The 25,357-nt window shown below is 35.5% G+C and carries 21 protein-coding genes; 13 read left to right on the forward strand and 8 right to left on the reverse strand.

The window, feature by feature from the left end; translation table 11 throughout:
• Positions 1-3: 3 nt before the first annotated feature.
• The 4 genes from B5X62_RS12300 to B5X62_RS12315 all read left to right on the forward strand — a co-directional run bounded on the left by B5X62_RS12300 (position 4) and on the right by B5X62_RS12315 (position 6,569).
• On the forward strand, positions 4-1,719 hold the full coding sequence (locus B5X62_RS12300) for a M14 family metallopeptidase (RefSeq protein ID WP_079667732.1): 1,716 nt from the start codon (positions 4-6) through the stop codon (positions 1,717-1,719).
• A gap of 210 nt (positions 1,720-1,929) precedes the next feature.
• Positions 1,930-3,789 carry a M1 family metallopeptidase gene (locus B5X62_RS12305; RefSeq protein WP_079667733.1) on the forward strand — a complete coding sequence of 620 codons (1,860 nt, stop codon included), beginning with the start codon at positions 1,930-1,932 and terminating at the stop codon, positions 3,787-3,789.
• Between the two features lie 70 nt (positions 3,790-3,859).
• On the forward strand, positions 3,860-5,803 hold the full coding sequence (locus tag B5X62_RS12310; protein ID WP_079667734.1) for a T9SS type A sorting domain-containing protein: 1,944 nt from the start codon (positions 3,860-3,862) through the stop codon (positions 5,801-5,803).
• 7 nt (positions 5,804-5,810) lie between these two features.
• Entirely contained in the window at positions 5,811-6,569 is a 759-nt protein-coding gene (locus B5X62_RS12315) for a type III pantothenate kinase (RefSeq protein ID WP_079667735.1), read from the forward strand.
• A gap of 37 nt (positions 6,570-6,606) precedes the next feature.
• Here the strand turns inward: B5X62_RS12315 and B5X62_RS12320 are convergent, their stop codons facing one another.
• The 3 genes from B5X62_RS12320 to lepA all read right to left on the reverse strand — a co-directional run bounded on the left by B5X62_RS12320 (position 6,607) and on the right by lepA (position 9,571).
• Positions 6,607-7,038 (reverse strand): nucleoside deaminase, encoded by a 432-nt coding sequence (locus tag B5X62_RS12320; RefSeq protein ID WP_079667736.1) that lies wholly within the window; start codon positions 7,036-7,038, stop codon positions 6,607-6,609.
• Positions 7,039-7,041: 3 nt separating this feature from the next.
• Complete coding sequence (locus B5X62_RS12325) at positions 7,042-7,665, reverse strand: energy transducer TonB (protein WP_079667737.1); 624 nt, start codon at positions 7,663-7,665, stop codon at positions 7,042-7,044.
• 109 nt (positions 7,666-7,774) lie between these two features.
• The gene (gene lepA / locus B5X62_RS12330) at positions 7,775-9,571 is read right to left on the reverse strand and encodes a translation elongation factor 4 (RefSeq protein WP_079667738.1); all 1,797 of its coding nucleotides are present in this window, start codon (positions 9,569-9,571) and stop codon (positions 7,775-7,777) included.
• A gap of 572 nt (positions 9,572-10,143) precedes the next feature.
• On the opposite strand from lepA, the gene B5X62_RS12335 reads away from it, so the two are divergent.
• The gene (locus B5X62_RS12335) at positions 10,144-10,740 is read left to right on the forward strand and encodes a superoxide dismutase (RefSeq protein ID WP_079667739.1); all 597 of its coding nucleotides are present in this window, start codon (positions 10,144-10,146) and stop codon (positions 10,738-10,740) included.
• 152 nt (positions 10,741-10,892) lie between these two features.
• On the opposite strand, the gene B5X62_RS12340 is transcribed toward B5X62_RS12335, so the two are convergent.
• Positions 10,893-12,095, reverse strand: a complete 1,203-nt coding sequence (locus tag B5X62_RS12340; RefSeq protein WP_079667740.1) for an endonuclease/exonuclease/phosphatase family protein — start codon at positions 12,093-12,095, stop codon at positions 10,893-10,895.
• A 227-nt stretch (positions 12,096-12,322) separates the two neighbouring features.
• Between B5X62_RS12340 and B5X62_RS12345 the strand changes: the two genes are divergently transcribed.
• Both B5X62_RS12345 and B5X62_RS12350 read left to right on the forward strand, forming a co-directional pair.
• Entirely contained in the window at positions 12,323-15,190 is a 2,868-nt protein-coding gene (locus tag B5X62_RS12345; RefSeq protein WP_079667741.1) for a carboxypeptidase regulatory-like domain-containing protein, read from the forward strand.
• Between the two features lie 19 nt (positions 15,191-15,209).
• Positions 15,210-16,601: a M949_1556 family lipoprotein gene (locus tag B5X62_RS12350; RefSeq protein WP_144038379.1), complete on the forward strand. Its 1,392-nt coding sequence runs from the start codon at positions 15,210-15,212 to the stop codon at positions 16,599-16,601.
• Positions 16,602-16,658: 57 nt separating this feature from the next.
• On the opposite strand, the gene B5X62_RS12355 is transcribed toward B5X62_RS12350, so the two are convergent.
• Genes B5X62_RS12355 through B5X62_RS12370 form a run of 4 tightly spaced genes read right to left on the reverse strand, consistent with a single transcriptional unit; the run spans position 16,659 to position 19,030 of the window.
• Positions 16,659-17,267: a DUF4126 domain-containing protein gene (locus B5X62_RS12355; RefSeq protein WP_079667743.1), complete on the reverse strand. Its 609-nt coding sequence runs from the start codon at positions 17,265-17,267 to the stop codon at positions 16,659-16,661.
• Positions 17,268-17,316: 49 nt separating this feature from the next.
• Entirely contained in the window at positions 17,317-17,682 is a 366-nt protein-coding gene (gene rnpA / locus B5X62_RS12360) for a ribonuclease P protein component (RefSeq protein WP_079667744.1), read from the reverse strand.
• Positions 17,683-17,685: 3 nt separating this feature from the next.
• Positions 17,686-18,411, reverse strand: coding sequence for a tRNA threonylcarbamoyladenosine dehydratase (locus tag B5X62_RS12365; RefSeq protein WP_079667745.1), 726 nt, complete (start codon positions 18,409-18,411; stop codon positions 17,686-17,688).
• A complete protein-coding gene (locus B5X62_RS12370) occupies positions 18,404-19,030 on the reverse strand; it encodes a TatD family hydrolase (protein ID WP_079667746.1) in 627 nt (208 codons plus the stop codon). Before B5X62_RS12370 ends, B5X62_RS12365 begins: the two co-directional genes overlap by 8 nt.
• A gap of 72 nt (positions 19,031-19,102) precedes the next feature.
• Here B5X62_RS12370 and B5X62_RS12375 point away from each other — a divergent pair, with 72 nt between their 5' ends.
• The 6 genes from B5X62_RS12375 to recN all read left to right on the forward strand — a co-directional run bounded on the left by B5X62_RS12375 (position 19,103) and on the right by recN (position 25,174).
• A complete protein-coding gene (locus B5X62_RS12375; protein WP_079667747.1) occupies positions 19,103-19,738 on the forward strand; it encodes a TetR/AcrR family transcriptional regulator in 636 nt (211 codons plus the stop codon).
• Between the two features lie 130 nt (positions 19,739-19,868).
• Positions 19,869-20,858, forward strand: a complete 990-nt coding sequence (locus B5X62_RS12380; RefSeq protein WP_079667748.1) for an outer membrane protein assembly factor BamD — start codon at positions 19,869-19,871, stop codon at positions 20,856-20,858.
• A gap of 34 nt (positions 20,859-20,892) precedes the next feature.
• Positions 20,893-21,216, forward strand: coding sequence for a DNA-directed RNA polymerase subunit omega (locus B5X62_RS12385; RefSeq protein WP_079667749.1), 324 nt, complete (start codon positions 20,893-20,895; stop codon positions 21,214-21,216).
• Positions 21,217-21,307: 91 nt separating this feature from the next.
• Positions 21,308-22,510 (forward strand): bifunctional phosphopantothenoylcysteine decarboxylase/phosphopantothenate--cysteine ligase CoaBC, encoded by a 1,203-nt coding sequence (gene coaBC, locus B5X62_RS12390; RefSeq protein ID WP_079667750.1) that lies wholly within the window; start codon positions 21,308-21,310, stop codon positions 22,508-22,510.
• An 84-nt stretch (positions 22,511-22,594) separates the two neighbouring features.
• Positions 22,595-23,497, forward strand: coding sequence for a type IX secretion system protein PorD (gene porD / locus B5X62_RS12395; RefSeq protein ID WP_079667751.1), 903 nt, complete (start codon positions 22,595-22,597; stop codon positions 23,495-23,497).
• 24 nt (positions 23,498-23,521) lie between these two features.
• Entirely contained in the window at positions 23,522-25,174 is a 1,653-nt protein-coding gene (gene recN / locus B5X62_RS12400) for a DNA repair protein RecN (RefSeq protein ID WP_079667752.1), read from the forward strand.
• Positions 25,175-25,357 lie beyond the last annotated feature (183 nt).

Here is a 25,357-nt window from a genome sequence, read left to right on the forward strand (position 1 = left end):
TCTATGAAAGCAATTTTTATCGCAAGCCTTTTTGTCTCGACAATTCTGTGGGGACAATCTTACAAAACGCCTTTTGAACAAGGCAATGGCAACCAAACAACCACTTACGCAACGATGCGTTCTTACTATCAACAATTAGCAAAGGATTTTAAAACCATCGAATTTCTAAAAATGGGTGAAGATGACAACGGCGAACCTATCGAAGTCGTGATATTTAATCCTTACAAACAAGATGTTGAAAGTCTTATCAAGACCAAATCTGTTTTACTTATCAACAACGGAATTCATCCTGGAGAGCCAGATGGCATCGATGCGACAATGGCGATGATGCGCAACTTTGCAACAAAAAAACTTAAAGCACCTCAAAATGTTTTGATTGCAGCAATTGCGGCTTATAATGTTAGCGGCATGATGAATCGTGGACAGTTTTCGCGTGCCAATCAAAATGGTCCAGAACAATATGGTTTCCGAGGAAATGCCCGCAACTACGATCTTAACAGAGATTTTATAAAAACGGACACTAAGAACTCGTGGAGTTTTCAGAAGATTTATCAATATTTTCAGCCTGATGTTTTTATTGACAACCACGTTAGCAATGGCGCTGATTATCAACATACTTTCACTTATATTTCAACAAATAAAGAGCGTTTAGGAAAACCGCTTGGCAATTATTTTCATCAAAATATGCAACCCGAAATCTTAAAAAGTTTTACGGAACGCAATATTCTTTCGGTGCCTTATGTCAACATTCATGGAGATGTTCCAGATAAAGGATTTCCAGCTTTTGTAGATTCGCCGCGTTATGCAACTGGCTACACGACTTTGTTTAACTCGATTGGGACCGTTGTGGAAACGCACATGCTAAAACCATATAAAGATCGTGTTGCCGTGACTTATGATTATATGTTGGAAAGTATTAATTATATGGAAAAGAATTATCTACAAATAAAGCAAAAGCGACAAGAAGCTCGCAACGAATACAAAATAGGTCAAGATTATCCGCTTCGTTGGAAGTTGGATTCTACAAAATACAGTCAACTGGACTTTAAAGGTTTTGAAGCTGGATATAAGCCAAGCGTCATTTCGGGGAAGCCAAGGCTGTATTATGATAGAAACAAAAAATTCTCAAAACCGATTTTGTATTACGACACTTACACACCAATAAGTTTTGTGAAAATCCCCAAATATTATGTGATCCCTCAATCTGAATATCATGTTATTGATCTTCTAAAACTAAATAACATCGAAATGAAAACGATAAAAAAAGACAGTTTAATCTCTGTTGAGCAATATCGAATTCGAGATTTTAAAACGGTGCAAAATCCTTACGAAGGTCATTATCTTCATTACGAAACTGTTGTTGGTAAAGAAAATACGCAAAAGACTTTCCGTGCTGGCGATGTGCTTGTCAACCTTAATCAAAACGGCATGAAGTTCTTACTCGAAACTTTGGAACCCGAAGCGGTGGATTCTTATTTTAACTGGAATTTTTTCGATGCGATTCTTGGTCAAAAAGAATATTATTCGGCTTATGTTTTTGAAGACACCGCCGAGCAATTAATTAAAAATGACAAAGCTTTAAAAACGGCTTTCGAACTAGAAAAAGCAAAGGATCCGAAATTTGCTCAAGATGGTGCAGCGCAATTGGATTGGGTCTACAAAAACTCGCCTTATTACGAGAAAACCCACAGATTGTACCCTATTTTCAGGATTAATTAAGTATTTTTGAGAAAATTTGAAATAAAAAGTTGTGTTTGCGTGAGCGATGGCAGCGGAAATCCTTTGGGTTGGAGTGAGGCGACGGAGCGTAGCGGAGTCGTCCGAGCGACAAACCAAAGATTGAAGCGAACGTAGCGACCCGCTTGTTTTTTTGGATGGGAACTTTAGCCAAGGAGAAAAAACAAAGGGACACGCCCTAAAAAATTTGTTATGAAAAACGTGAAATTTTCTTTGTTATTGGTACTTTGTTCGTTGTTTTTATCAGCGCAAAAAGACGCTTATTATCAACAATATGCGAAGTACAAAATGGACATCGATGTCGATGCGACCAATTTTACCTACCAAGGTAAGCAGACGTTGCAGTACACCAACAACTCGCCAGACGACTTGGATGTGGTGTATTTTCATTTGTATTGGAACACCTTTAAGGCGGGATCGATGATGGATCAACGTGTGCAAAACCAAGGTGTAAATGCCGACGGAAGATTGGCGGCAAAAACGGCAAATGGCGTTGTTAGCCGATTAGCGAGCATCCCACAAAATGAAGAAGGTCGCCAAAATATCCATTGGATAAAACTGAATGGTAAAGAATTGAAATTTGAAATTCAGGAGACGATTATGAAGGTTTATCTTCCTGAAAAAATAAAGTCTAAATCTACTGCGACTTTCACGATGGAATGGGATGCGAATATCCCAATGCAAATTCGTCGTGCTGGACGTAATAACCGCGAAGGTGTCGATATGACGATGACACAATGGTACCCAAAAATCGCTGAATACGATTACGATGGTTGGGCAACTTTTGACTATATCGGAAGAGAATTCCATGCGCCTTTTGCTGATTTTGACATCAATATTAAAATCGATAAAAACTACATAATCGGCGCTGGCGGAACTTTAGAAAACCCTAACGACGTTGCTGGTTATACTAAAAATCCTACTTTAAAACCCGATGCCAATAACAAAGTAACTTGGAAGTGGACTGCGAAAAACATGTTAGATTTCGCTTGGGCTGCAGATCGCGATTACTCTGTTGACAGCTTCACAATTTTGGATGGACCAAAAGTATATTTCGTGTATCAGAAATCGGAGAAAACTAAATATTGGGAAGAGTCAAAACCTTATGTGACGAAGTTTTTCCAAATTATGAATAACAAATTTGGACGTTACAAATGGCCGTCTTACTCTTTCGTACAAGGTGGTGACGGCGGAATGGAATACGGAATGTGCACTATGATTTTAGGCGAATCAAAATCTTTGGAAGGTCTTTGCGGATTAATGTTTCATGAAGGTGCGCACTCTTGGTTCCAGCAAATGTTAGCAACCAACGAAAGCGAAAAACCTTGGCTAGACGAAGGCTTCACAAGTTATGCGGAGAATTTTGTAATGAATCAATTATTTCCACCAAAATCTCCACAACCAAATCCTTTTGTAGAAAGTCTTGCGCGTTATGCGGATTTCACTAAAACTGGAAAAGAAGAACCTGCGGTTTGGTTTGCAGATCATCACGATAACGGAACGGCTTATTCTTTTGCATCTTATGTTAAAGGAGAGTTGTTTTTGGTACAATTAGGCTACATTATTGGTGAAGATAATCTAAGCAAAGTAATGCTTCGTTATTATGACGAATGGGCGATGAAACATCCAACAGAGCGTGACTTTATGCATATTGCTCAACAAGTTTCTGGGATGGATCTTAAATGGTTTTACAACTATTGGATCAACACTACAAAAACAATTGATTACGGTATTAAAAATGTAAAATACGATGGCAACTCGACAACGATTACGCTTGTCAATAAAGGGACAATGCCTATGCCGATTGATTTTAGCATCTTGACTAAAGATAAAAAAGTGATCAATTACAACATCCCATTGAATATGACGCACACTTGGAAAAAAGCCGACATCTACGGACCAATCCAAATTTTGGCTTACTGGCCTTGGACGCAACAAGAATACAGCTTTACAATCCCATACGGAAAAGAGCAAATTTCTGCGATGGGTATTGATTTTAGCCAAAGATTAGCCGACGTTAATCCCGAAGATAATTATCTGGAGGTTAAGTAATGTTTAAATAGCATTAGTTCATTTTTTGCATAAGAATTAATGCTATTTTTGTAAAAAACCAAAGATTTGTATGAAACAAAATTATTTTCTTTCGATTATTTTATTTTTTGCTTTTGCACTTTGCAGAGCAGAAATACCTCAAAATGAAAAAAACGCTTTACTAGCCATAGCTGAAAGCCTAAACATTACAAACTGGAACGACCAAACCCCAATTAATAAATGGCCTGGAGTGACGATTAGTAATATAAACGGGGCAGACCACGTGACTGCATTGAAGCCATTTATACCCTTTAGTAACATTGTTATTAACTTTAGCGAGAAGATATCCGAACTTGTTTATTTAGAAGATTTAAGTATAGAAGCTAACAGCTCTATTATTAAGTTAAATTTTGATTTTAAAAACCTGATTAACCTCTCATTACTAAAAAACCTTACAGTAGTTAGCAGATACAATAAAGATATTAATGTTCAAAATAGCTTTTTAAATCTTGATTCAATTTCGCAATTGAGTAATCTAGAAAGCCTAAAGCTTGGTCTAAATAATAATCTATTTACTATTCCTTCATCGTTTTTGAACCTTCCAAAACTTAAATCATTATACTACAAAAATGATTTAAAAAGAGACATTCCTAAAGAAATTTATAATTTAACTAACTTGGAAGAACTAAGTATAGATACTGCCAATTTGAATCCCGATGAATATGAGTTTGCAGCGATAAAAAATTTAACAAATCTAAAGTATATTTTTCTGAGATCTAATAACTTAGCATATCTTCCAGATATTTTTTACGAGCTAAAATCATTAGAATCTTTAAGAATACAATCATCATCAAATAATTTTTTTGTATCAAGCGCAACTGCCAATTATGCTAACCAATTAAAAACACTATCTATTGAGGCGGATGAAATTTTTAATCAATCTCAAATATGGTCTTTGAAAAAACTAGAAGAACTACATTTATCTTCTTATAAATTAGAACTACTTCCAGCTATTTCAGAGGTCAAAAACCTAAAAAAACTTTCTATTACACCTAAAAGTTCTACTCTTAAAATCCCTAAAGAAATATCAGAACTATTAAATCTTGAGGAACTACTAATATTTAATCCTTACGTAAATACTTATGACGAGCTAGATCTTGAAAACATCTTTAATATTCCGAATCTGAAAATTCTAGTAATTCCAATTAATGAAAGTAATATGTCGGAAAATGTTGGAAAGCTTCAAAAGCTAGAACATCTTCAAATTTTAGCAGGTCCAAAATTCACCATTTTTCCAGAAGCTATTGGCAGTATTAAAACGCTTAAATACTTAGACTTCCTTAGCGATAATGCCCAAGAGGCAGTTTCTTTTATACCAAACTCTTATAAAGATTGGCCTTTGTTAGAACAGTTTTGGTCGCAAAGAAAAATGGTTGGCGATATAACAAATCGTTTCATTAGTAGCCCTAATTTAAAAACCATTGCAATTGATCCCTTTTTAGAGGAACAAGTAAGTGCCTTAAAAGGAACGCTTAATCTATGCAATAATAAAGACGTATCAATAATTGTCGTGAATAAAACTGAAATTGATACTGTTGATCTTAGAAATAATGAACACATTAAAAACAGCACCCTAGGTTATGCAAATTTTATTGATACAAAAGTCTCAAAATTTATTGTTGATGATGTGGAACAGTTTAACGCATTAGTTGCTTCAGGAAGAATTAAAATACAATCAACTGCACCGAATGGATATGAGGTTGTAACATCGACTGAATCTTGTGAAAAACCTTTAGGGAATTATGATCTTGCATTTAATAAAACAATCATCTACCCAAATCCCACCAAGAACATTATCAATTTTAAAACTAATCATAAGATTGAAGATGCACAAATTACTTCTATTTCTGGACAAATTTTCAATATTAATATAAGTAAAAATCAAGCAGACCTTTCAACGTTATCTTCTGGTATCTACATTTTAAAATGGAAAGAAAATGGAGTTTTAAAAACTGAAAAGATTATTAAAAAATAGTTTTCTAATGAATTCAATTGTAATAAACATAGGCAACACAAACATTCGTTTCGGACTTTTCGATGATGATAATTGTGATATTTCTTGGGTGATAAATACCAAACCTTATCGCACAAGAGACGAAATGTATGCGCAATTTCTGATGCTTTATCAAACCTACAAAATAGAGCCAGAAAGCATCGAAAAAATTATCATAGGTTCGGTTGTACCCCAACTAACAAGAGATATATCGAGTGCGGTGGAAAAAATCCATGGAAAAAAACCTGTTTTAGTGGATCGCACAACGCCATCTGGTGTACAGGCGAAGTCAAAACAAATGGGAACTGATATTTATGCAAATTTAGTTGCAGCTCATAATCTTTACCCAGCTAAGAAAAAAATTGTCCTAGATTTTGGAACGGCTCTTACCGCAAGTTGTGTTACCGAAACTGGTGAAACGCTGGGTGTTATCATTGCGCCAGGCATTATCACTTCTCTTAATTCATTGATTAATCAAACCGCGCAACTTCCAGAAATTGAACTTAAAAAACCAAAATCTGTTCTCGGACTCGACACCGTAACCTGCATGCAAAGCGGTATGGTTTACGGATTTTTGGGAATGGTAGAAGGTTTTATTGACCGAATAAACGCTGAAGTTAACGATGATTGTTTTGTTGTTGCAACTGGCGGCGTTAGCCATGTTTACAAACCTTTAACCGAAAAAATTCATTTAGCAGATCGACTTCACACATTAAAGGGACTTTACTTCCTCGGAAAAGATTTATAAAAATTAAAACCACTTCTCAAAAGGAGTGGTTTTTTATTCATCGTTTAGATTTAAAAAAATCTTTTACAATTTGTGAACATTGCTGTTCCAAAACGCCAATTTCGACTTCCGTTTTTGGATGTAATGACAATCCTTTGTTGATGTAACCTCGATGTTCGTCTCGAGCACCAATGACAACTTTAGAAATTTGAGACCAAGTTAAAGCGCCAGCGCACATCACGCAAGGCTCCAAAGTCACATAAAGCGTACAGTTTTGTAAATATTTACCTCCCAAATAATTGGCAGCAGAAGTTATCGCTTGCATCTCGGCATGCGCTGTAACATCGTTAAGCGCCTCTGTTAAATTGTGCGACTTCGCGATCACTCGGTTATTGGATACAATAATACATCCGATTGGCACCTCATCACGTTCAAAAGCCGCTTCCGCCTCTTGATACGCCATCTTCATAAAATATTCGTCGGTAAACATCTTTTAATTTTTAGCAATGGTGATAGGAATCGAATAATTAGAACGCACAGGAACACCATTAATGGCTGCTGGAGAAAATTTTTCGGGTAATAAATACAATACAATCTCGCCTTGACGATTGAGACTTGCACTATTTCCCGAGGCTTTTACTTGACTCACGCTACCATCCCGTTCAACAATGAATTTGACTTTGGTCGAAAGCTTTTCTTGCTCCTCAAAATTAACGCTATCTGTATAAAGATGCTCCGAGATAAAATTTCGAATAGCATCTATTCCGCCTGGATATTTTGCTAACGCTTCAGTTTTTGAATCTTCAATTTTGGAAGCATCCGAATTTCTTGGAAAAGTGCGAGAAAGATCTTCAAGATTCTTTACTTTAACCAAAGTCGCCACCAACGCAGCATTTTCGACACTATCAAGTTTTTTTAAAAAATATTCTTTCTGTTGATTAACCAACTCCATCATTCCGGATTTAGTCAATTGATTTTGCTTTTTATTAAATTCGGTTTCCAACATTGTACGATGATGCTGGAATTTCTCTTTCACTTCTCGAAAATCCGCATTGACTTGACTTTTCGCTCCGAAAAAACCAAATATCATAAAAACAAAAAGGAAGATTTTGCCCATTGCAAGTATTCTAATCTTGTAAAAATACAGAAAGAAAAAACATGTTTCAATAAAAAATTAAAAAAGCCGCTCCAACTGGAACGGCTTTGATGTTTATGCGAAAAAAAAATTAATCGTTCAGTTTCAAAACCGCCATAAATGCAGATTGTGGAACTTCTACACGACCAATTTGTTTCATTTTCTTTTTACCTTCTTTTTGTTTTTCAAGAAGTTTACGCTTTCTGGAAATATCTCCACCGTAACATTTTGCAGTAACATCTTTTCTTAAGGCTTTAATCGTTTCTCTTGCAATAATTTTTGCTCCTAAAGCTGCTTGAACTGCAATGTCGAATTGTTGTCTCGGAATTAATTCACGCAACTTTTCACACATTCTTTTACCGATGTAATAAGCATTAGAATCGTGAATTAATGATGATAAAGCATCTACCATATCACCATTAATAAGGATATCCATTTTCACCAACTTCGATGCACGGAAACCTATTGGATGATAATCGAAAGACGCATAACCTTTAGAAATTGATTTTAATCTATCATAAAAATCGAAAACAACTTCCGCCAAAGGCATATTGAAGATTAATTCAACTCTATCTGCAGTTAAATAACTTTGGTTAACAATTTCGCCACGTTTTTCAATACAAAGTGTCATTACAGAACCAACAAAATCCGATTTTGTAATAATAGAAGCTTTAATATAAGGTTCTTCAACTCTGTCCATCGTCATCGGGTCCATCATTTCGGACGGGTTGTTAATCAAAATTGCAACTTCTGGTTCCTTTTTGGTGTAACCGTGGTAAGAAACGTTGGGAACGGTTGTGATAACGTTCATGTTGAACTCTCTATCCAAACGCTCTTGTACTATTTCCATGTGCAACATTCCCAAGAATCCGCATCGGAAACCAAATCCTAAAGCGGCTGAACTTTCGGGCTCGAAAACCAAAGAAGCATCATTCAGACGAAGTTTTTCTAATGAAAATCTCAATTCTTCAAAATCCTCAGATTCGATTGGATAAATACCAGCGAAAACCATTGGTTTTACCTCTTCGAAACCATCGATTGCAGCTGCAGCAGGGTTTTCAGTAGCAGTAATGGTGTCGCCAACTTTTACTTCACGAGCATCTTTAATCCCTGAAATAATATAACCAACATCTCCCGTTTTAATTTCTTGTTTAGGCGCTTGTTTTAGTTTCAAAGTTCCCACTTCATCGGCATCATAGGTTTTTCCTGTTGCCATGAATTTTACTTTTTGACCTTTCTTAATGCTTCCATTTACAACTTTGAAATAGGCTTCAATTCCACGGAAAGGATTATAAACAGAGTCAAAAATCAAAGCTTGAAGCGGTGCATCCGGCTCTCCAACTGGCGCTGGAATTCTTGCTACAATTTGCTCCAAAAGATTGTGGACACCTTCTCCTGTTTTACCAGAAACTCTTAAAACATCGTCGTAATCGCAACCTATTAAATTCATGATTTCATCGGTAACTTCCTCTGGATTCGCCGATGGCAAATCGATTTTATTAAGAATCGGAATAATCGTTAAGTCGTTTTCTAAAGCCAAATAAAGGTTAGAAATGGTTTGCGCTTGAATACTTTGAGCTGCATCAACAATCAATAAAGCACCTTCACAAGCGGCGATTGAACGAGAAACTTCGTAAGAAAAATCTACGTGTCCAGGTGTGTCGATAAGATTCAGAACATATTTTTCACCATTCAATTCGTAATCCATTTGGATCGCGTGAGACTTAATGGTGATTCCACGTTCTTTTTCCAAATCCATATCATCCAAAGTCTGAGATTGTAACTCTCTTTGGGTAACGGTATTGGTATATTCTAAAAGTCTGTCTGCCAATGTACTTTTACCGTGGTCGATATGTGCAATGATGCAGAAGTTTCTTATGTTTTTCATGTATAATTCTTGTAATTTGCAAAAATACATTTTTTTTAGTTTTATTACTATTACCCATCATGCATTTAGGCTTTGAATTTCACAAACTAAGTGTTAACGCCTTTGTTTGCCTTAAATATTTACATAATTATACTATTAAACTTCGTTTAGCATTGCGATAATTTCAAACGCAAAGCTAAACAAGGAATAACATTTAACTAATATGTTTTTTAAGATTGGCAAAGGCACTTCGTTTATCAAATGAAACACAACCAATTGTTTATTTATCATTTATATTTAACTGGCTAAATACTCAACAACTTGCTATTGTATAACCTAGATTCTTAAATTATCCGAAATCGCGGCCGGGATAGAAGCGGCATCTTTTTTCCGGAGTGAGGTGGCGGAGCGCAGCGGAGCCGACCGAGCGAAGGGAAAAGATATAGCGAATAGCCCGAATTGTCCGCCCAAATAAAAGTAATACATATAAACAATGTTAAAGATTTATAAAATTGACGGCTTTATTCGAGGCTTCGCATATTATTTGATTAAATTTGGAGAACAATTGAACATTAACATAAAAAACAATTATTATGGCTTTTGAATTACCAAAATTAGGTTACGCATACGATGCTCTAGAACCAAACATCGATGCAAAAACAATGGAGATCCACTATACTAAGCACCACCAAGCTTATGTTGACAATCTTAACAAAGCGATTGAAGGTACGGATCTAGAAGGTAAAACGATTGAGGAAATCTGCAAAATTGGCACTGACAAACCTGCAGTTAGAAATAATGGTGGTGGTCACTATAACCACTCTCTTTTCTGGGTAATTTTGACGCCTGGAGGTAGCAAAGAGCCTGTTGGAAATGTAAAAGCTGCTATCGAAAATTATGGTGGTTTTGAAAAATTCAAAAATGATTTTTCTGAAGCTGCAAAAACAAGATTCGGGTCAGGATGGGCTTGGTTATGCAAAAAAGAAGATGGTAGCGTTGCAGTATGTTCTACACCAAACCAAGATAATCCACTAATGCCAGTTGCTGATTGCAAAGGTACTCCAGTGCTTGGTCTTGACGTTTGGGAGCATGCCTATTACCTACATTATCAAAACAGAAGACCTGACTATGTTGGTTCTTTCTTTAACGTTATCAACTGGGATAAAGTTGAAGAGCTTTTTAACAAATAAGCTACAAACAATCTCTATTATAAGAAATCCCGACTTGCAATATTGTAAGTCGGGATTTTGATTTTGTGAACTAAAATTAATATTAACTCACAAAAAAAGAAGCGCCCAATCGGAGATTGGGCGCTTCTTTTTTATATTAAAGAACCTAAATATTATGGTTCTTTCTGTAAGATTACAAATGCTGGGAAGTGATCACTAAATCCTCCTGTAAACTTATCACCACTCCAAGAACGGAAAGGATAACCTTTATAATTACCTTCTTTAGTTATCAGGTAATCTGGTGCATAGATTTCTGTTCTTAGTACCGTATAATCTTTCTTAAGCTCATTAGCTGGAGCATATAAGTTAGCCGAGACAATAATTTGATCAAATAAGTTAGGCGCATCTTGATAAGCTAACGAAGCAATTCCTTTCTTATATAATGGATACATTAAGTTAAGATATGGCATAGACTCTGACAGATCTTTTGGTGATCCTGCTGCTTTAAGAACATTCTTAAGACTTGAACTTACTGGATCATCATTAAAATCTCCCATCGCTAACATTTTAGTGTTAGGTGACTGAATACGAATACTGTCCATCTGTTGTTTTAGAACTGCCGCAGCTGCATTTCTTTTCGGTAAAGAAACCGCTTCTCCACCTCTTCTAGATGGCCAGTGGTTAAGGAACAAAGCAATTGGCTCATTATCCAGCATACCTGTTACTACTAAAATATGACGTGTGTATTCTCTTTTACCGTCTTCACCATATATTTTAATTTCTTTCTTTAAAGAATTAGTTGGTGTGAATCTTCTTTTTTGATAAATAAACGCTGGGTCAATTCCTCTATAATCATAAGAATTATAATGAATAACACCATAGTCATATTTAGCAAGTTTTGGTTGCTTTACCAAATCTTCAACAACTTGTCTGTTCTCAACTTCTAATAATCCAACAATAGCTGGCGCTGTTCCTGTTTGTTTTTGTCCAAGTTCAGAAATAACTCTTGCAGCGTTTTCAAGTTTTTGGCTATATACTTTGTAGTTATAGTTTTTAGCACTTTTAGGTGTAAATTCATCAGATCCACCTTGATACTTTACAACACGCTTACCTTTAAGAGCTTCGTCACTCCATTCTCCTTTAAAAGGTGTCTCATCAACTATAAGATGTTTGATAGAGTCAATCGGTACACTTCTATGGAAAGAAGGATTACTTTTATCCTTTGTACCATCTATGTAATCAGCAGATTGGATAGTATCCCAAAGGTTTTCTACGTTAAGAAAGCCAACTGTAGCAACTTTTCTTAGCTGTCCTTTTTGTTGTGCAAAAACCAAACATCCAAGAGCTAAAGTCAAAATACTTAGATATTTTTTCATTGTATAAAGTTTATTAAAATTTAGAGGACGACAAATGTACTATATTATTCTATAGATTGTTAGCAAATCTAAAAAAATTAACAGAGCCTTTAAGAGGTATTAACTAAATTTAATCATAAATTAAGGATTATAATTATTAAATATATTTTTTTTAAGTACATTTGTGCCCCCGATTCATAATGCATTGAAAATTAAGTATAAAAAAGAGATTATAAATAGTTGAAAGTATGATTAAAAAATTATCATTAATCTCCTTATTCTCACTGATGCCCGCATCATTTTACTATGCGCAAACGACTGTATTTGCGTATCTTAAGGATGCTGAAGGTAAGCCAGTAGAAAGGGCTAATGTAGACCTGAAAGGAGAAGCCAATGATGTAACGGCAGACAAGATTGGATATTTCCAATTTGTTGATCTTAAGCCGGGTCATTATCAGATTGTTATTTCGAAATCTAATTACGAAACAAAAGTAATGGAGTTTGATATATCAACTGAAAAGAGAAAAGATCTAGGTGTGGTTACAATGTACTCATCCCTAACTGGTGCAGACCAGGGTCTTGCAATTATTGAAAGTACTGGAGATGAGGAAAACTCAAGCCAAGGTTCTACCGTAGGTTTGTTACAATCTTCTCAAGATGTATTCAATAAGTTAGCAAGTTTTGATTTGGGCTTCTATTGGTTCCGTCCAAGAGGAATTGATGGAAGATCTGGTGAAACAATGCTTAACGGTATCAGCATGGTAAAAGCTGATAACGGAAATGTAGATTTCTCTAACTGGGGTGGTCTTAATGAGATTACTCGTTACCCGGAGATTGCTTCTAATCATGCTCCTTCAGAATATGCTTTCGGTGGTGCAAGTTCAGTGCTTAATAAGTACACTAATGCTAGCGAATACAGAAAAGGCTTCCAAGCAACTTACTCATTAACCAACAGAAACTATCGTAACAGAGCTTCTCTAAGATACTCTTCTGGAATGTCAAAAAGTGGATGGGCTATTACAGCTATGGCTGCTAGACGTTGGGCACAAGAAGGTATCCAAGAAGGTACTTTTTATGATGCTTGGGGAGGTTACATCGGTGTTGAGAAGAAATTATCTGACAACCATACTATTACCTTCAATGCTATTGGAGCACCTTACAGAAGATCAACCGCGAGCCCTAGTACTCAAGAAGTTTTTGACCTAAGAGGTGTACATTACAACTCATATTGGGGATGGCAAAATGGTGAAAAAAGAAGCGAAAGAGTAAGAACTGGCTTCCAACCAATTTTACAATTAACAGACTTCTGGAAAATTAATAAAAAGTCAAGTTTAACGACTAGCTTGTCTTATCAATTTGGTAAAGATAAAGGTGCTAGATTGGATTGGCAAAATGTAACCAACCCTTCTCCTGCATACTACAGAAGACTTCCTAGTTACTTCCTATCTCTTGATCCTTCTATGGAGGTTATCGACCCGAACGATCCTACAAAATGGGCAACTGCTAGAGATGCTTATAATACGGCTACACAATTGTGGCAAAGTGGGGATCCTGCTTATACACAACTTAATTGGGATGCAATGTATCGTGCTAATATGAACCAATCTCCTGTAAGCCAATATGGAGTGACTGGTCGTAGAGCTTTGTATTTCCAAGTTAATGATGTTAGTGATGACAAAATCTGGAATGCTAACACGCATTATACATATAACTTTAATGATAAAACAAGATTTATCTTAAACTTATCATATCAAAACTACAAGTCTGATCTTTATCGTGAAGTAAAAGACCTTCTAGGTGCTGACTTCGCTTGGAACAAAGATCCTTTCGCAGCAACTAACCAACCAGGAACTTCAGGTTTGTTAAATGAGCTTGATCTTGAAAACGGTTCTGTTGCAAAAAAAGTTGGGGATAAAATTGGATACGATTATACGTTCTCTAGACAAGAAGTTAAAGTTAATCCTGGTTTGAAATTCTCAACTGGCAAATTTGATGTTTTTGTTTCTGCTTTAGCTGGCTATAGTACATCTAGTAGAGAAGGACATTTCAAACATTTCCTTTATAAAGATTCTTACGGAAAAAGTGGTGATCAAAACTTCTGGAACTTTGGTATGAAAGGTCAAGCGGTTTACAAAGTTGATGGCCGTAACTTTATCGTATATAACGGCGCTTATTTCTCACAAGCTCCTTTCTTAGAAGACTTATTCATTAATCCAAGACTTAACGCTTCTACAGCGCCTAACATTAAGAATACAATTATTAATGCTAATGACTTAAGCTATGTAATGTCTACACCTTTCTTGAAGTTAAGACTTACTGGTTATTGGGTTGATACTCAAAATGAAACCAATACACAAAGATTCTTTGCGGATGGTATTCAGTTTGACTCTGATGATTCTTCAAAACCTATCCAAAGTGCTTTCTTAACACAAGTTATGTCAAATGTTGAGAAACGTAATATTGGTTTAGAATTAGGTATTGATTACAAACTTACTCCAACTTTATCATTACAAGGTTTAGCAAGTGTTGGACAATACACTTATAATAACGATCCAACAATCTACTTCTCTTCTGATGCGGTAGGGGAATTCTCCAACGGATTACCTTATATGAATTTTGGGAAAGCTAATCTTAAAAACTACAAGTTAGGAGGAACGCCACAACAGGCTTACTCATTAGGTTTTAGATACAACTCTCCTAAATACTGGTGGTTTGGTGCTAACTGGAACTATCTAGATCAAAACTTCTTAGATCCTTCAGCGATTTTAAGATCAGAAAACTTTGTTCAGAATAGTACGACACATACGCCTGATACGAGTGTAGATCCTGACATGCTAAGAACTATTATGTCTCCAAAAAGATTACCATCATCATTCTTCTTGAATGCTAATGCTGGTAAATCTTGGATGATTGGTAAGTATTATGTTTTAATCTCTGCTACTATTAATAATATTTTGGATAACAAAAGATATATTACCGGAGGATTTGAACAAAGTAGAAACATTAAATATGATGGCTTTATTAAAGATTACGACAGAGCAGAAACTTTGTTTGGTCCTAAATACTGGTATACCCAAGGTCGTTCTTATTTTGTAAATGTACAATTCAGATTCTAATCTATTTAAAAATATCGTAATGAAAATAAATTCACTTTTTAAAACTTTAGTTTTTTCTGCTGTATCTACAGTAGCATTAACCTCTTGTGTAAAGAACGATGATTGGGAAACTCCACCTATCGTATGTAATAATAGGTTCGACGCCCCAACTATTTCTATGGCTGATTTTGCAGCTTTAGCTCCTTCATCTGGAACATATAAAGTTCCTGCTGATGGTGCACCAGTTATCTTTGATGCTTATATTGTATCATCTGACGAATATGGTAACTTCTACAAAACAATCTCTATCCAAGATAAACCAGAAAACCCAACTGTTGGTCTTTCTATCGAAGTAGACAAAGCATCTAACTATGCAGATTTCCCAGTAGGGGCGCACGTAAGAATCAAAGCAAATGGCTTGGTATTAGGTCTAGATAGAGGTACCAAAAAAATTGGTTCTGTTGACCCTCAATATGCGATTGGTCGTATACCTAGTGTATTATTCTCTAGATATATTTCTGGTGTATGTAATGGTAATGCTATGGATATTGCAACACTAGTTCCGACAAAAGTTAGCAACCTAAACGATGCTAAAAATGAGAAATATCTTAACACTTTAGTAACGGTACCAAAAGTACAATTCGCTTCAAGTGAAGTTCAACCACAACCAAAAACATTTATCAATTATGTTGCTGGTATTGGTGCTGATACAGACCGAAATATTGAAGACGCAACTGGCGGATCCACAGTATTGAGAAACTCAGGATTCTGCGCATTTGGTGGTGACCTTTTACCAACTGGTAATGGAGATTTAACATTTGTTGTAAGTCGTTATAATACAAGCTGGCAAATGTATATCAGAAGCAAGGCTGACATCAAGTTTGACAACCCTCGTTATGATCCAGCACCACCAAAAGGAGGAACTGCAATTAACTTCTTAGGTTCGTTTACAGAAGATTTCAACTCTTATAACGATATGGAAGAAACTTTCCCTAAGTATGTTAATGACCCAACTGTTGGTAACAGATATTGGCAAATTAGATCATTCAACGGGAACAAGTATATCCAAATTTCAGCTAATGCGGGATCTGGTAATTACGAAACTTATTTTGCAGTTCCTGTAGACTTTACAGCTGCTAATAATATTAGTTTCTTTGTTAATGTTGGTTTCTATAATGGAGCAGCTCTTAAAGTTTATACAACAACAGATTATACAGCATTAGGAGATATTACAAAAGCAACTTTAAAAGATATTACATCTAGCTTTAACATCCCTACAACGCCTACATCTGGTTATGGTAACCTAAGTTCTGCAGGAACATATAACTTCCCAACAGACCTAACTGGTAAAGGTTATGTATTGTTCAAATATACTGGTGCAAACCCTGGTACAACAACGACAATTCAGATCGACGATATCAAAGTTCAATAATTATTTTTGAAACTTTATTAAACAAAAAAAGCCTCGAATTGTTCGAGGCTTTTTTATTTATACATAATCTGCATCTTCTATTTTGGGTTCTTTCTTTCGAAATTTATTCCAAATTTTTCGACCAAAAACAAAGACTAAAATCACAAGACCAATTGCAAAAATAAATGCTAAAACGGGCAAAGCTAACGCAAAAATAGACATCACACTAGCACCAGCAGTTTCGGTGGTAGCGACAACATGATTTCCTATGCCGCCTGTTGTTGCGGTCGAGGCAACACGTGTGCCAGCAAAACCAGAAGCAATCGTTGCGGCAGTTCCACCACCAGCTATTAATGCCAATGCCCACTCCGACACGCCATCAAGCCCCATATATTGACTCGCAAAAAGCACCGAACCCGCAATAGTCGCTAACGGAATCGAAATACTATCTAGAATATTATCAATGTACGGAATGTAATAGGCTAAAATTTCCATAACAGTGGCAACACCAGTTGTTATAAGTGCGGGCAAAGATGCCAGCCATTGGAAACTTTCATTGGCAGGAATCCAATGAAAATATGAAGCAAGACTTACTGCAAACATTGGCAAAAATACGCGAAAGCCTGTTGCAGCAGCCAGACCAATACCAACAAAAATGCTGATGACATAAGGAAGAAATTCGGACATAGTTTTTTATTTACTTCTTCGTGCATCAAAAACTATGCAAAGACTTGATCTAGTGTTTTCTACTAGCAAAAAGATTTTTGAATTCTTGTTCTACCGTTTGTAGATTCTCAGGAGGTTGTTTCGAAACCCAAAACAACATAACGGAAGCCGAACTTCCAAATTGTTCTGTAACATCAGATTTGTTCAAGCGATAATATTCTTTCAACAATCTTTTGATACGGTTACGATCGACCGCTTTTTTAAAAAACTTTTTCGATACCGAAACGCCAACACGATTGTTCTTTTGGTCGGGAAGGTTTTTTAAAACAATTAATCGAACATTGCCATACGACATCCACTTTCCTTTTTTGAAAAGCAAATCAATATCAGATTTCTTTTTTAATTTTTCAGATTTTGGATATCGAAAGTCTGTCATATATTATTTTCGTCCTGTTAAACTATTGATCACTTCGGCTGCAGCATAAAGTCCAAACAATGCAGGAATAAAGCTGATTGTGCCGTAAAATGATTTTTTAAAATTACTACCATCAGTTAATTTCAAACTATTCTCATCCTGAATTTCAGTTGAAAAAACACATCTAAAACCTTTGGTTACGCCTTCTTTTTTTAAACGTTTTCTCACTTGTTTGGCAAGAAGACAATTGTTGGTTTTACTAATATCACGAACCATCACTTTACTAGGATCAGTCTTTCCACCAGCGCCCATCGCAGAAACTAACTTAATTTTATTTCGGCGACACGTTTTTATCAAACTTAATTTCGGTGTTAAAGAATCTATGCAATCTAAAACATAATTAAATTTCTCGGACACAACCAATTCTTCCATTCGTTCTGGACTAAGAAATTCGTTGATCTTTATTAAATCTAATTTCGGGTTAATGTCCATCAATCGATCAGCAACAACGTCTACTTTATGTTGACCAACTGTCGAGGTTAACGCTGGCAATTGTCGATTAATATTAGTAATATCAACCGTATCGCCATCTGCAATGTACAAATGCCCGACACCTGCACGAGCTAGAAATTCAGCAGCAAAAGACCCAACGCCACCAAGACCAACCACCAATATTTTTGCATCATTTAGAACTTTAAGACCATCTTCTTTTAATAAAAGTTCGGTGCGTTCTAACCAAATTTCACTCATTTTTTAAAATTAAATTCAAATTCTGCTTTATAAGATGTTGCATTTCGGAAGTTGACATCGCTTTAATATTTGATGCTTTTTCATAAATATCTGAAATGTTGATTTTCGCAGCATCGGTTTCTAGAAAAAAACGATTGTCGGGGCATTCTTTAAAAACAGACTGCAAAGATAAGTTTTCCAACAAAGATTTACCAAAACTTAAATAAAAACCCGCATTTAATAAACTTGTTGCGATATTTTCTTTTTTATTAAAACCATGAATAATCATCGGAACCTTAGCAATCTTTTGAAACTTCAGCAAATCCGAATGTCGTCTCACACAATGGATAATGACTGGTTTTTGTAACGTATTTGCTAACAAAATTTGTTGTTTAAAAACTTCTTCTTGTAAAACCGAATCGACTTCTACCAAGGCATCAAGACCACATTCTCCTATTGCTAGACAATTCGGTTCGTGCGCACGACTTTTAACCCAATCCAAAGCATTTTCAAAATCTTTAGTAATGTCTTTCGGATGCAAGCCAATGGAAAAAAATTCAGGATTGTCATCAGAAAACAAATCGAGATTATAAATCCCAAATTGTCCAAGATGATGGTGATGAAAGTCAAAAAAATCCATTTTCAAAGATAATTTAATGAAATTAAAATCAACTTCTTACAATTAAAAATTTTACTTAAATTTACAATTAATATGGTCAAGAAAAAATTTACCGATAAGCAGAAAAAAATCTTAGATGTTGCAGAAGAACTTATTGCTACCAAAGGTTTTGACGCAACTTCTGTAAGAGATATTTGTAGCAAAGCTGGCATTAATGTCGCCATGATTTCTTATTATTTTGGTTCTAAAGAGAAAATGATGACTTTCTTGTATCAATATCGTGTACAACGTTCTAAAGAGAGTTTTTCGGAGTTTGCAGAGACTATTAAAGAAGGAAAAGCCGAAATGCAAATGAAGGAAATTATCAACTACATTGTTGGACTTCTTTTCAAATACAATTACTTCCATGGCTTTGTAACACAGGAGATTCGCGTTAACGATTTTATTAAAGACGATCTTTTAGATTTTTACAAAATCTGCGTCAGTCGATTAGAAGAAATCATCAAAAAAGGTATTATTAGTGGGGTTTTCACTAATGCTCCAAAGTCCGAAGACATCCTTACCAACATTATCGGATCGACTTTATTTGTTATTAGAAATAAAAATTTTTACGAGCTTTATCTTCCAAGTGCAACCGAAGCCAATTATCTTTCGGAAGCGGAGAAAAAAGTAAAATCAAATCTTCTACAAACGACTTTTGCATTGTTAGGTTTTGAGCTATATGTGTAAGTTTTCTAAGTTAAAAACACTTTTTAGCTTTTATAAACGTTAATATTATCATAATAATAAATCCTATTATCAAAAAAGTTTTATTTTTGCAAATCGTAACGTTGGACCTTGTCAACTTTACTACATCCTTATGAAGAAATTAATTATTGTTGCTCTGGCATCAAGCCTTATTATATCATGTAATCGTGAAATGGATCGTGCATTGAAAAGTGCCGACAAAGATTTCATCTTGAAAACTGCAAACGAAAAATTTGCAAACAAAAAGTGGAGTGACGCGATCGCCTTGTACGAAAGAGTTTCTAATCTTGTTGCAGGAACCGACGAATTCCAAAACGTTGGATACAACACGGCTTATGCTAACTATTACGATAAAAACTACAAGCTTGCTGGACATCAGTTCAAAAACTTTGCAGTAAGTTTCCCTCAAGATCCACGTCGTGAAGAAGCTTCTTATATGTCTGCAATTTGTTATTATCAAGGTTCTAACGACTATAATCTAGACCAGACTAATACACAATCTGCGATTACAGAGCTTCAAGACTTCTTGAACAACTATCCAGATTCTGAAAGATCAAAAAATATCCAAACTATGTTGGATGAGTTGGGTTATAAGTTAGAATTCAAAGCTTATGAAAACGCTCGTCAGTATTACAAAATGGGAGAATATCTTTCTGCGGATGTTGCATTTGACAATGTTTTAGAAGATTTTCCAGCGACAAAGCTTAAACCAAAAATTTTAGATTTTAAAATGAAGTCTAAATATGAGTTAGCAATGTTCTCAATGCCTGACAAAAAGAAAGATCGTATTGACAACGCTATTGCTTATACAAGAACGATTGAAAAAGAACTTCCTAACACAGATTATACAAAAACAGCTTTAGCTTTCCGTCCAAAATTGGAAGAAGAAAAAGTAAGATTTGAAAAAATCGTTGCTGAGGCGGAAAAAAGACAAGCAGAATTAACAGCAAAACAAAAAGCTGAAGAAGCTAAAAATGCTGCGAAAAGCGAGCTTAAGAAAGAAGAAAACAACCAAGAGGCTATCGAAAATAACATCGAAAAAGCTAAGAAAGATAGCGCAACAGTTAGTGATCCTAACTCGACTTTCAGAATAAGAAGATAATTCGTATATTTGCAATTCTAAAAAATTTCGCACAATGAGTGTAAAAGATACTAAAGCAGAGGTTAATACCATTACCTACGACAGAAACAAAATCGAGAACAAAGTAGGAAGCATCTACGAAGCTATCGTAATTATGGGTAAAAGAGCGGAGCAAGTTAATGCCGAGATCCGTACCGAGTTACATAATAAGTTGGATGAATTTGCTGTGCATAACTCTACTTTGGAAGAAGTTTTTGAAAACAGAGAACAAATCGAAATCTCTAAACATTACGAAAAACTTCCAAAACCGACCTCTATCGCTATCCAAGAATGGTTAGACGACGACATCTACTTCAGAGAAACTGGAGAAAAAAACTAGAAGATTACAACTTCCAATAGACAAACCACAGATTATTCTGTGGTTTTTTTGTTTTAAATTTGATACTTTTGTTAAGTTAAAAATCCAAATTATGACACTTTCTGGAAAGAAAATTTTAATCGGAATAACTGGCGGAATCGCCGCTTACAAAATAAATTATCTTGTACGAGACCTAATAAAATGTGGTGTCGAAGTCCAAGTTATTTTGACAAAATCCGCTGCAAACTTTGTAAGTCCGTTAACGCTTTCGACACTTTCTAAAAAACCAGCATATCTCGATTTTTACAACCAAGACCAATCTTGGAACAACCATGTAGAATTGGCGCTTTGGGCAGATCTTATGTTGATCGCGCCTTGCACAGCCAACACAATGGCAAAGATGACTACTGGACTTTGCGACAATCTACTCATGGCAACTTATATGTCTGCAAAATGTCCTGTAATAATCGCGCCAGCAATGGATTTGGATATGTACCGACATCCGTCAACTAATAAAAACTTAGCGACATTAGAAGAATTTGGTCATACAATTATACCAGCAGAATATGGCGAATTAGCAAGTGGATTAGTTGGGCAAGGACGTTTAGCAGAAAATGAAACGATTTTAAAATATATTAAACGTCATTTCTCAGATCAAAGCGAACAAGCTTTTAAAGGAAAAACTGTTTTAATTACAGCTGGTCCAACTTATGAAAACATCGATCCAGTACGCTTCATCGGAAATCATTCTTCTGGTAAAATGGGATTTGCATTAGCAGAGGAAGCAGCTTCGCAAGGCGCAAAGGTTATTCTGGTTTCGGGACCTTCGCAGCTAAAACCCGAAAATCCTAACATTGAAATCCATCGTGTGACATCAGCTTCGCAAATGTTTGATGAAGTCTTTAAATATTATCAAAATGTTGACATTGCAATTGCGAGTGCCGCGGTTGCCGATTATGCTCCGAAAGTTGTCGCTTCAGAAAAAATCAAGAAAAACGATTCTGAATTTAGCATTGAGTTGGTGAAAAATAAAGATATTCTTCTCCAAATGGGCAAAGAAAAACAAAATCAATTTTTGGTTGGCTTTGCTTTAGAAACTCAAAATGAAGAAGAAAATGCAAAAGGAAAATTAGAAAAGAAAAAACTAGATATGATTGTCCTTAACTCGTTGCGGGATGAAGGTGCAGGTTTTCAAAACGACACTAACAAGATAAAAATCTTTACAAAAGACGAAAAAAGAGTTTTTGATTTGAAGTCAAAAGAAGAAGTCGCCATCGATATTCTTAATTTGGTTAAAGAAAAAATGAAGCTTTAGTCAGATTATATAAGAAAGCCGTGTTTTTCACGTTTTTTATTCAATCGAAAAGTGTATTTTTACGTTTCAAAGTTTAATTTTAGAATGAAAAAGTTATTCAGCATATTTATTTTATTGGTTTTAACAGGATTTGCACAATCGCAAGAGCTTTTGGCAACCGTCCAAATCAACTATCAACAATTAGGAGGTAGTAACGTACAGACCTACAAAACTTTAGAAAAATCTCTTAGAGATTTCATCAACAACACGTCTTGGACAGGCAAAAGACTTCAAAATTTTGAAAAAGTAAAATCAAATTTTGCCATCGTTATTTCCGAAAAATCGGGTAACACTTACAAAGGAAGTATTGTTATACAAGCCACTAGACCAGTTTTTAACTCACAATACGAGTCGCCACTTATCAACTTTAACGACAACAATTTCGGTTTTGAATACAGTGAAAATGAGAACTTAGTTTTTAATGAAAGACAATTTTCTGGAAAAAACTTAATCGATGTTGTTAGCTTTTATGTCTATATGATTTTGGGTTATGACGGCGATAGTTTTAAACTAAAAGGTGGTCAACCTTGGTTTGATAAAGCTTTGAAAATTTCGCAAAACTCAATGAACAACAACTACGCAGGCTGGTCTCAAGTTGAAGGTCTTAAATCTCGTGGTTCTGTTATTGACGCAATCCAAAAAGAGTCTAACAGCACGTTGAGAACTGTTTATTATAATTATCATCGTATTGGTCTTGATAATATGGCGAAACCAGATCAAAATCCTGCTAAGAAGAATATAGCAGATGCGTTGATGCAACTAAAAGTCTACGAAAATGACTTCCAAATGAATCCTGCTTTCAACGTATTTATCGACACAAAGAAAAACGAAATATTCAGCATTTTTGACAGCAACAACAATGGTTCTGTTAATATGAATGATCTTAAACAATTGATGTCCATGTTCGCGCCTAAAGAAATTGACACAAAATGGAATAAGTGGAAATAAGCCTCCACAGAGGAAAACTATCTTATGCTTTCAAGAATTGTTATTCAGAATTTTGCGCTGATTGACCACCTCGACATCCAACTTCACAAAGGTATGGAAGTCATCACGGGTGAGACGGGCGCAGGAAAATCTATTATACTTGGTGCTTTGCGTCTTATCATGGGCGAACGTGCCGACCTAAAATCGATAAGCAACGCCGACAAAAAATGCCTTGTAGAAGCGCATTTCACGATTGGTGAAGATTTTAAAAATTTTTTTGACGAACAAGATTTGGATTTTGATACCGAATCTATTATCCGTCGCGAAATCCTTTCTAGCGGGAAGTCGCGGGCTTTCGTTAATGATGTTCCGGTGACTTTGGATGTTCTTAAAGAATTGTCGTCCAAGCTAATCGACATCCATTCGCAGTTTGAGACTTCGCAATTATTTTCGGAAGCTTATCAATTTCAGATATTGGATTCGGTTTCGGAAAATCAAAAAGTTTTGGAGTCTTATCAAAAGAAGTTTAGCACTTATCAAAGTCTTAAACATCAACTTCAAAATTTAAAACAAAAATTTGCGGATGCTCATAAAGAGTCTGACTACAAAAGCTTTTTGTTAAATGAATTAAATGAAATTAATCTCGATGACATTGATTTCAAACAACTTCAGGACGAGTTAAGTACACGCGAAAATGCCGAATTTATTTCTGAAAATCTTGGACAAATTATCCAAAAATTTCATCAAGACGAGATTGGCGTGTTGCAAAGTTTTTTGGATGCTAAACAAAAACTGCAAAAGATTTCGGATTTGTCACCAAAATTTGAGGACATCCAAAAACGTTTTGACGAATCTTATTTTGAAATAAAAGACATCCTAAGCGAACTCGAAAACGAACTCGAAAAAGTTGACATCGATCCTGCTGCTCTCGCAGAAATGTTGCGACAAATGAATATACTAAATTCTTTGTTTCTAAAACATCAGGTTTCGGATGTTGAATCGCTGGTTGAAATTAGAAATCAACTCGACAAAGAACAATCTGGCTTCACGCATTTGGAAGAGGAAATTGCGGACATCGAAGGACAGATTATTCAGCTTGAAAAAGATTTGGAAAAAGAAGCGAAAGAACTTTCTAAACTTCGTGATAAAGGCACACCTAATCTTATTGAAAAAATTGAAAATCTCCTAAAACAGTTAGGTTTAGAAAAAGCCAAAATTGCTTTGGAACGCACAACTTCGGAGCAATATAACGCTTTTGGGAAAGAGCATATCCAGATTATGTTTCAGGCAAATTCTGGCTTTCCTATGAAGCCAATCCAAAGTGCTATTTCTGGTGGAGAACGTTCTCGTGTTATGCTTTCTATAAAGAAAATCTTGGCAGAACACAGCAATCTTCCAACTTTGATTTTGGACGAAATCGATACCGGCGTTTCTGGCCGCGTTGCCGAAGAAATTGGAAAAGTGATGCACGATATGGGAAAAAATATGCAACTCATTGTTATCACCCATCTCGCTCAAGTTGCTGCAAAAGCCGATGACCACTACAAAGTCACCAAAATGGATGTGGATGGATTGACGCGCTCTAACATTATCCCTTTAAACGACGATGATCGTCTACAAGAGATTGCACAGCTTCTTTCGGGTAGCACCGTAACGCAAGCTGCCATATCGCAAGCGAAGGAGTTGATGGGCATCTAGTAAAACAATAAGAAAGCTTCGTTTTATAAAGTCTAGAAAAACTGAGTTCGGGATAAGAAAATAAACGTCAGTTTGAGTGGTTTTCAGCGAAAACTGTATCGAAAACAAGTTAATTTTCTTATCATTAAAACTTCTCGATACAAAATCTTTCAGATTTTTACTCCTTTAGATTTGTAACAAGAA

Origin of the sequence: Soonwooa buanensis (genome assembly GCF_900167905.1) — a bacterium.
GTDB lineage: Bacteria > Bacteroidota > Bacteroidia > Flavobacteriales > Weeksellaceae > Soonwooa > Soonwooa buanensis.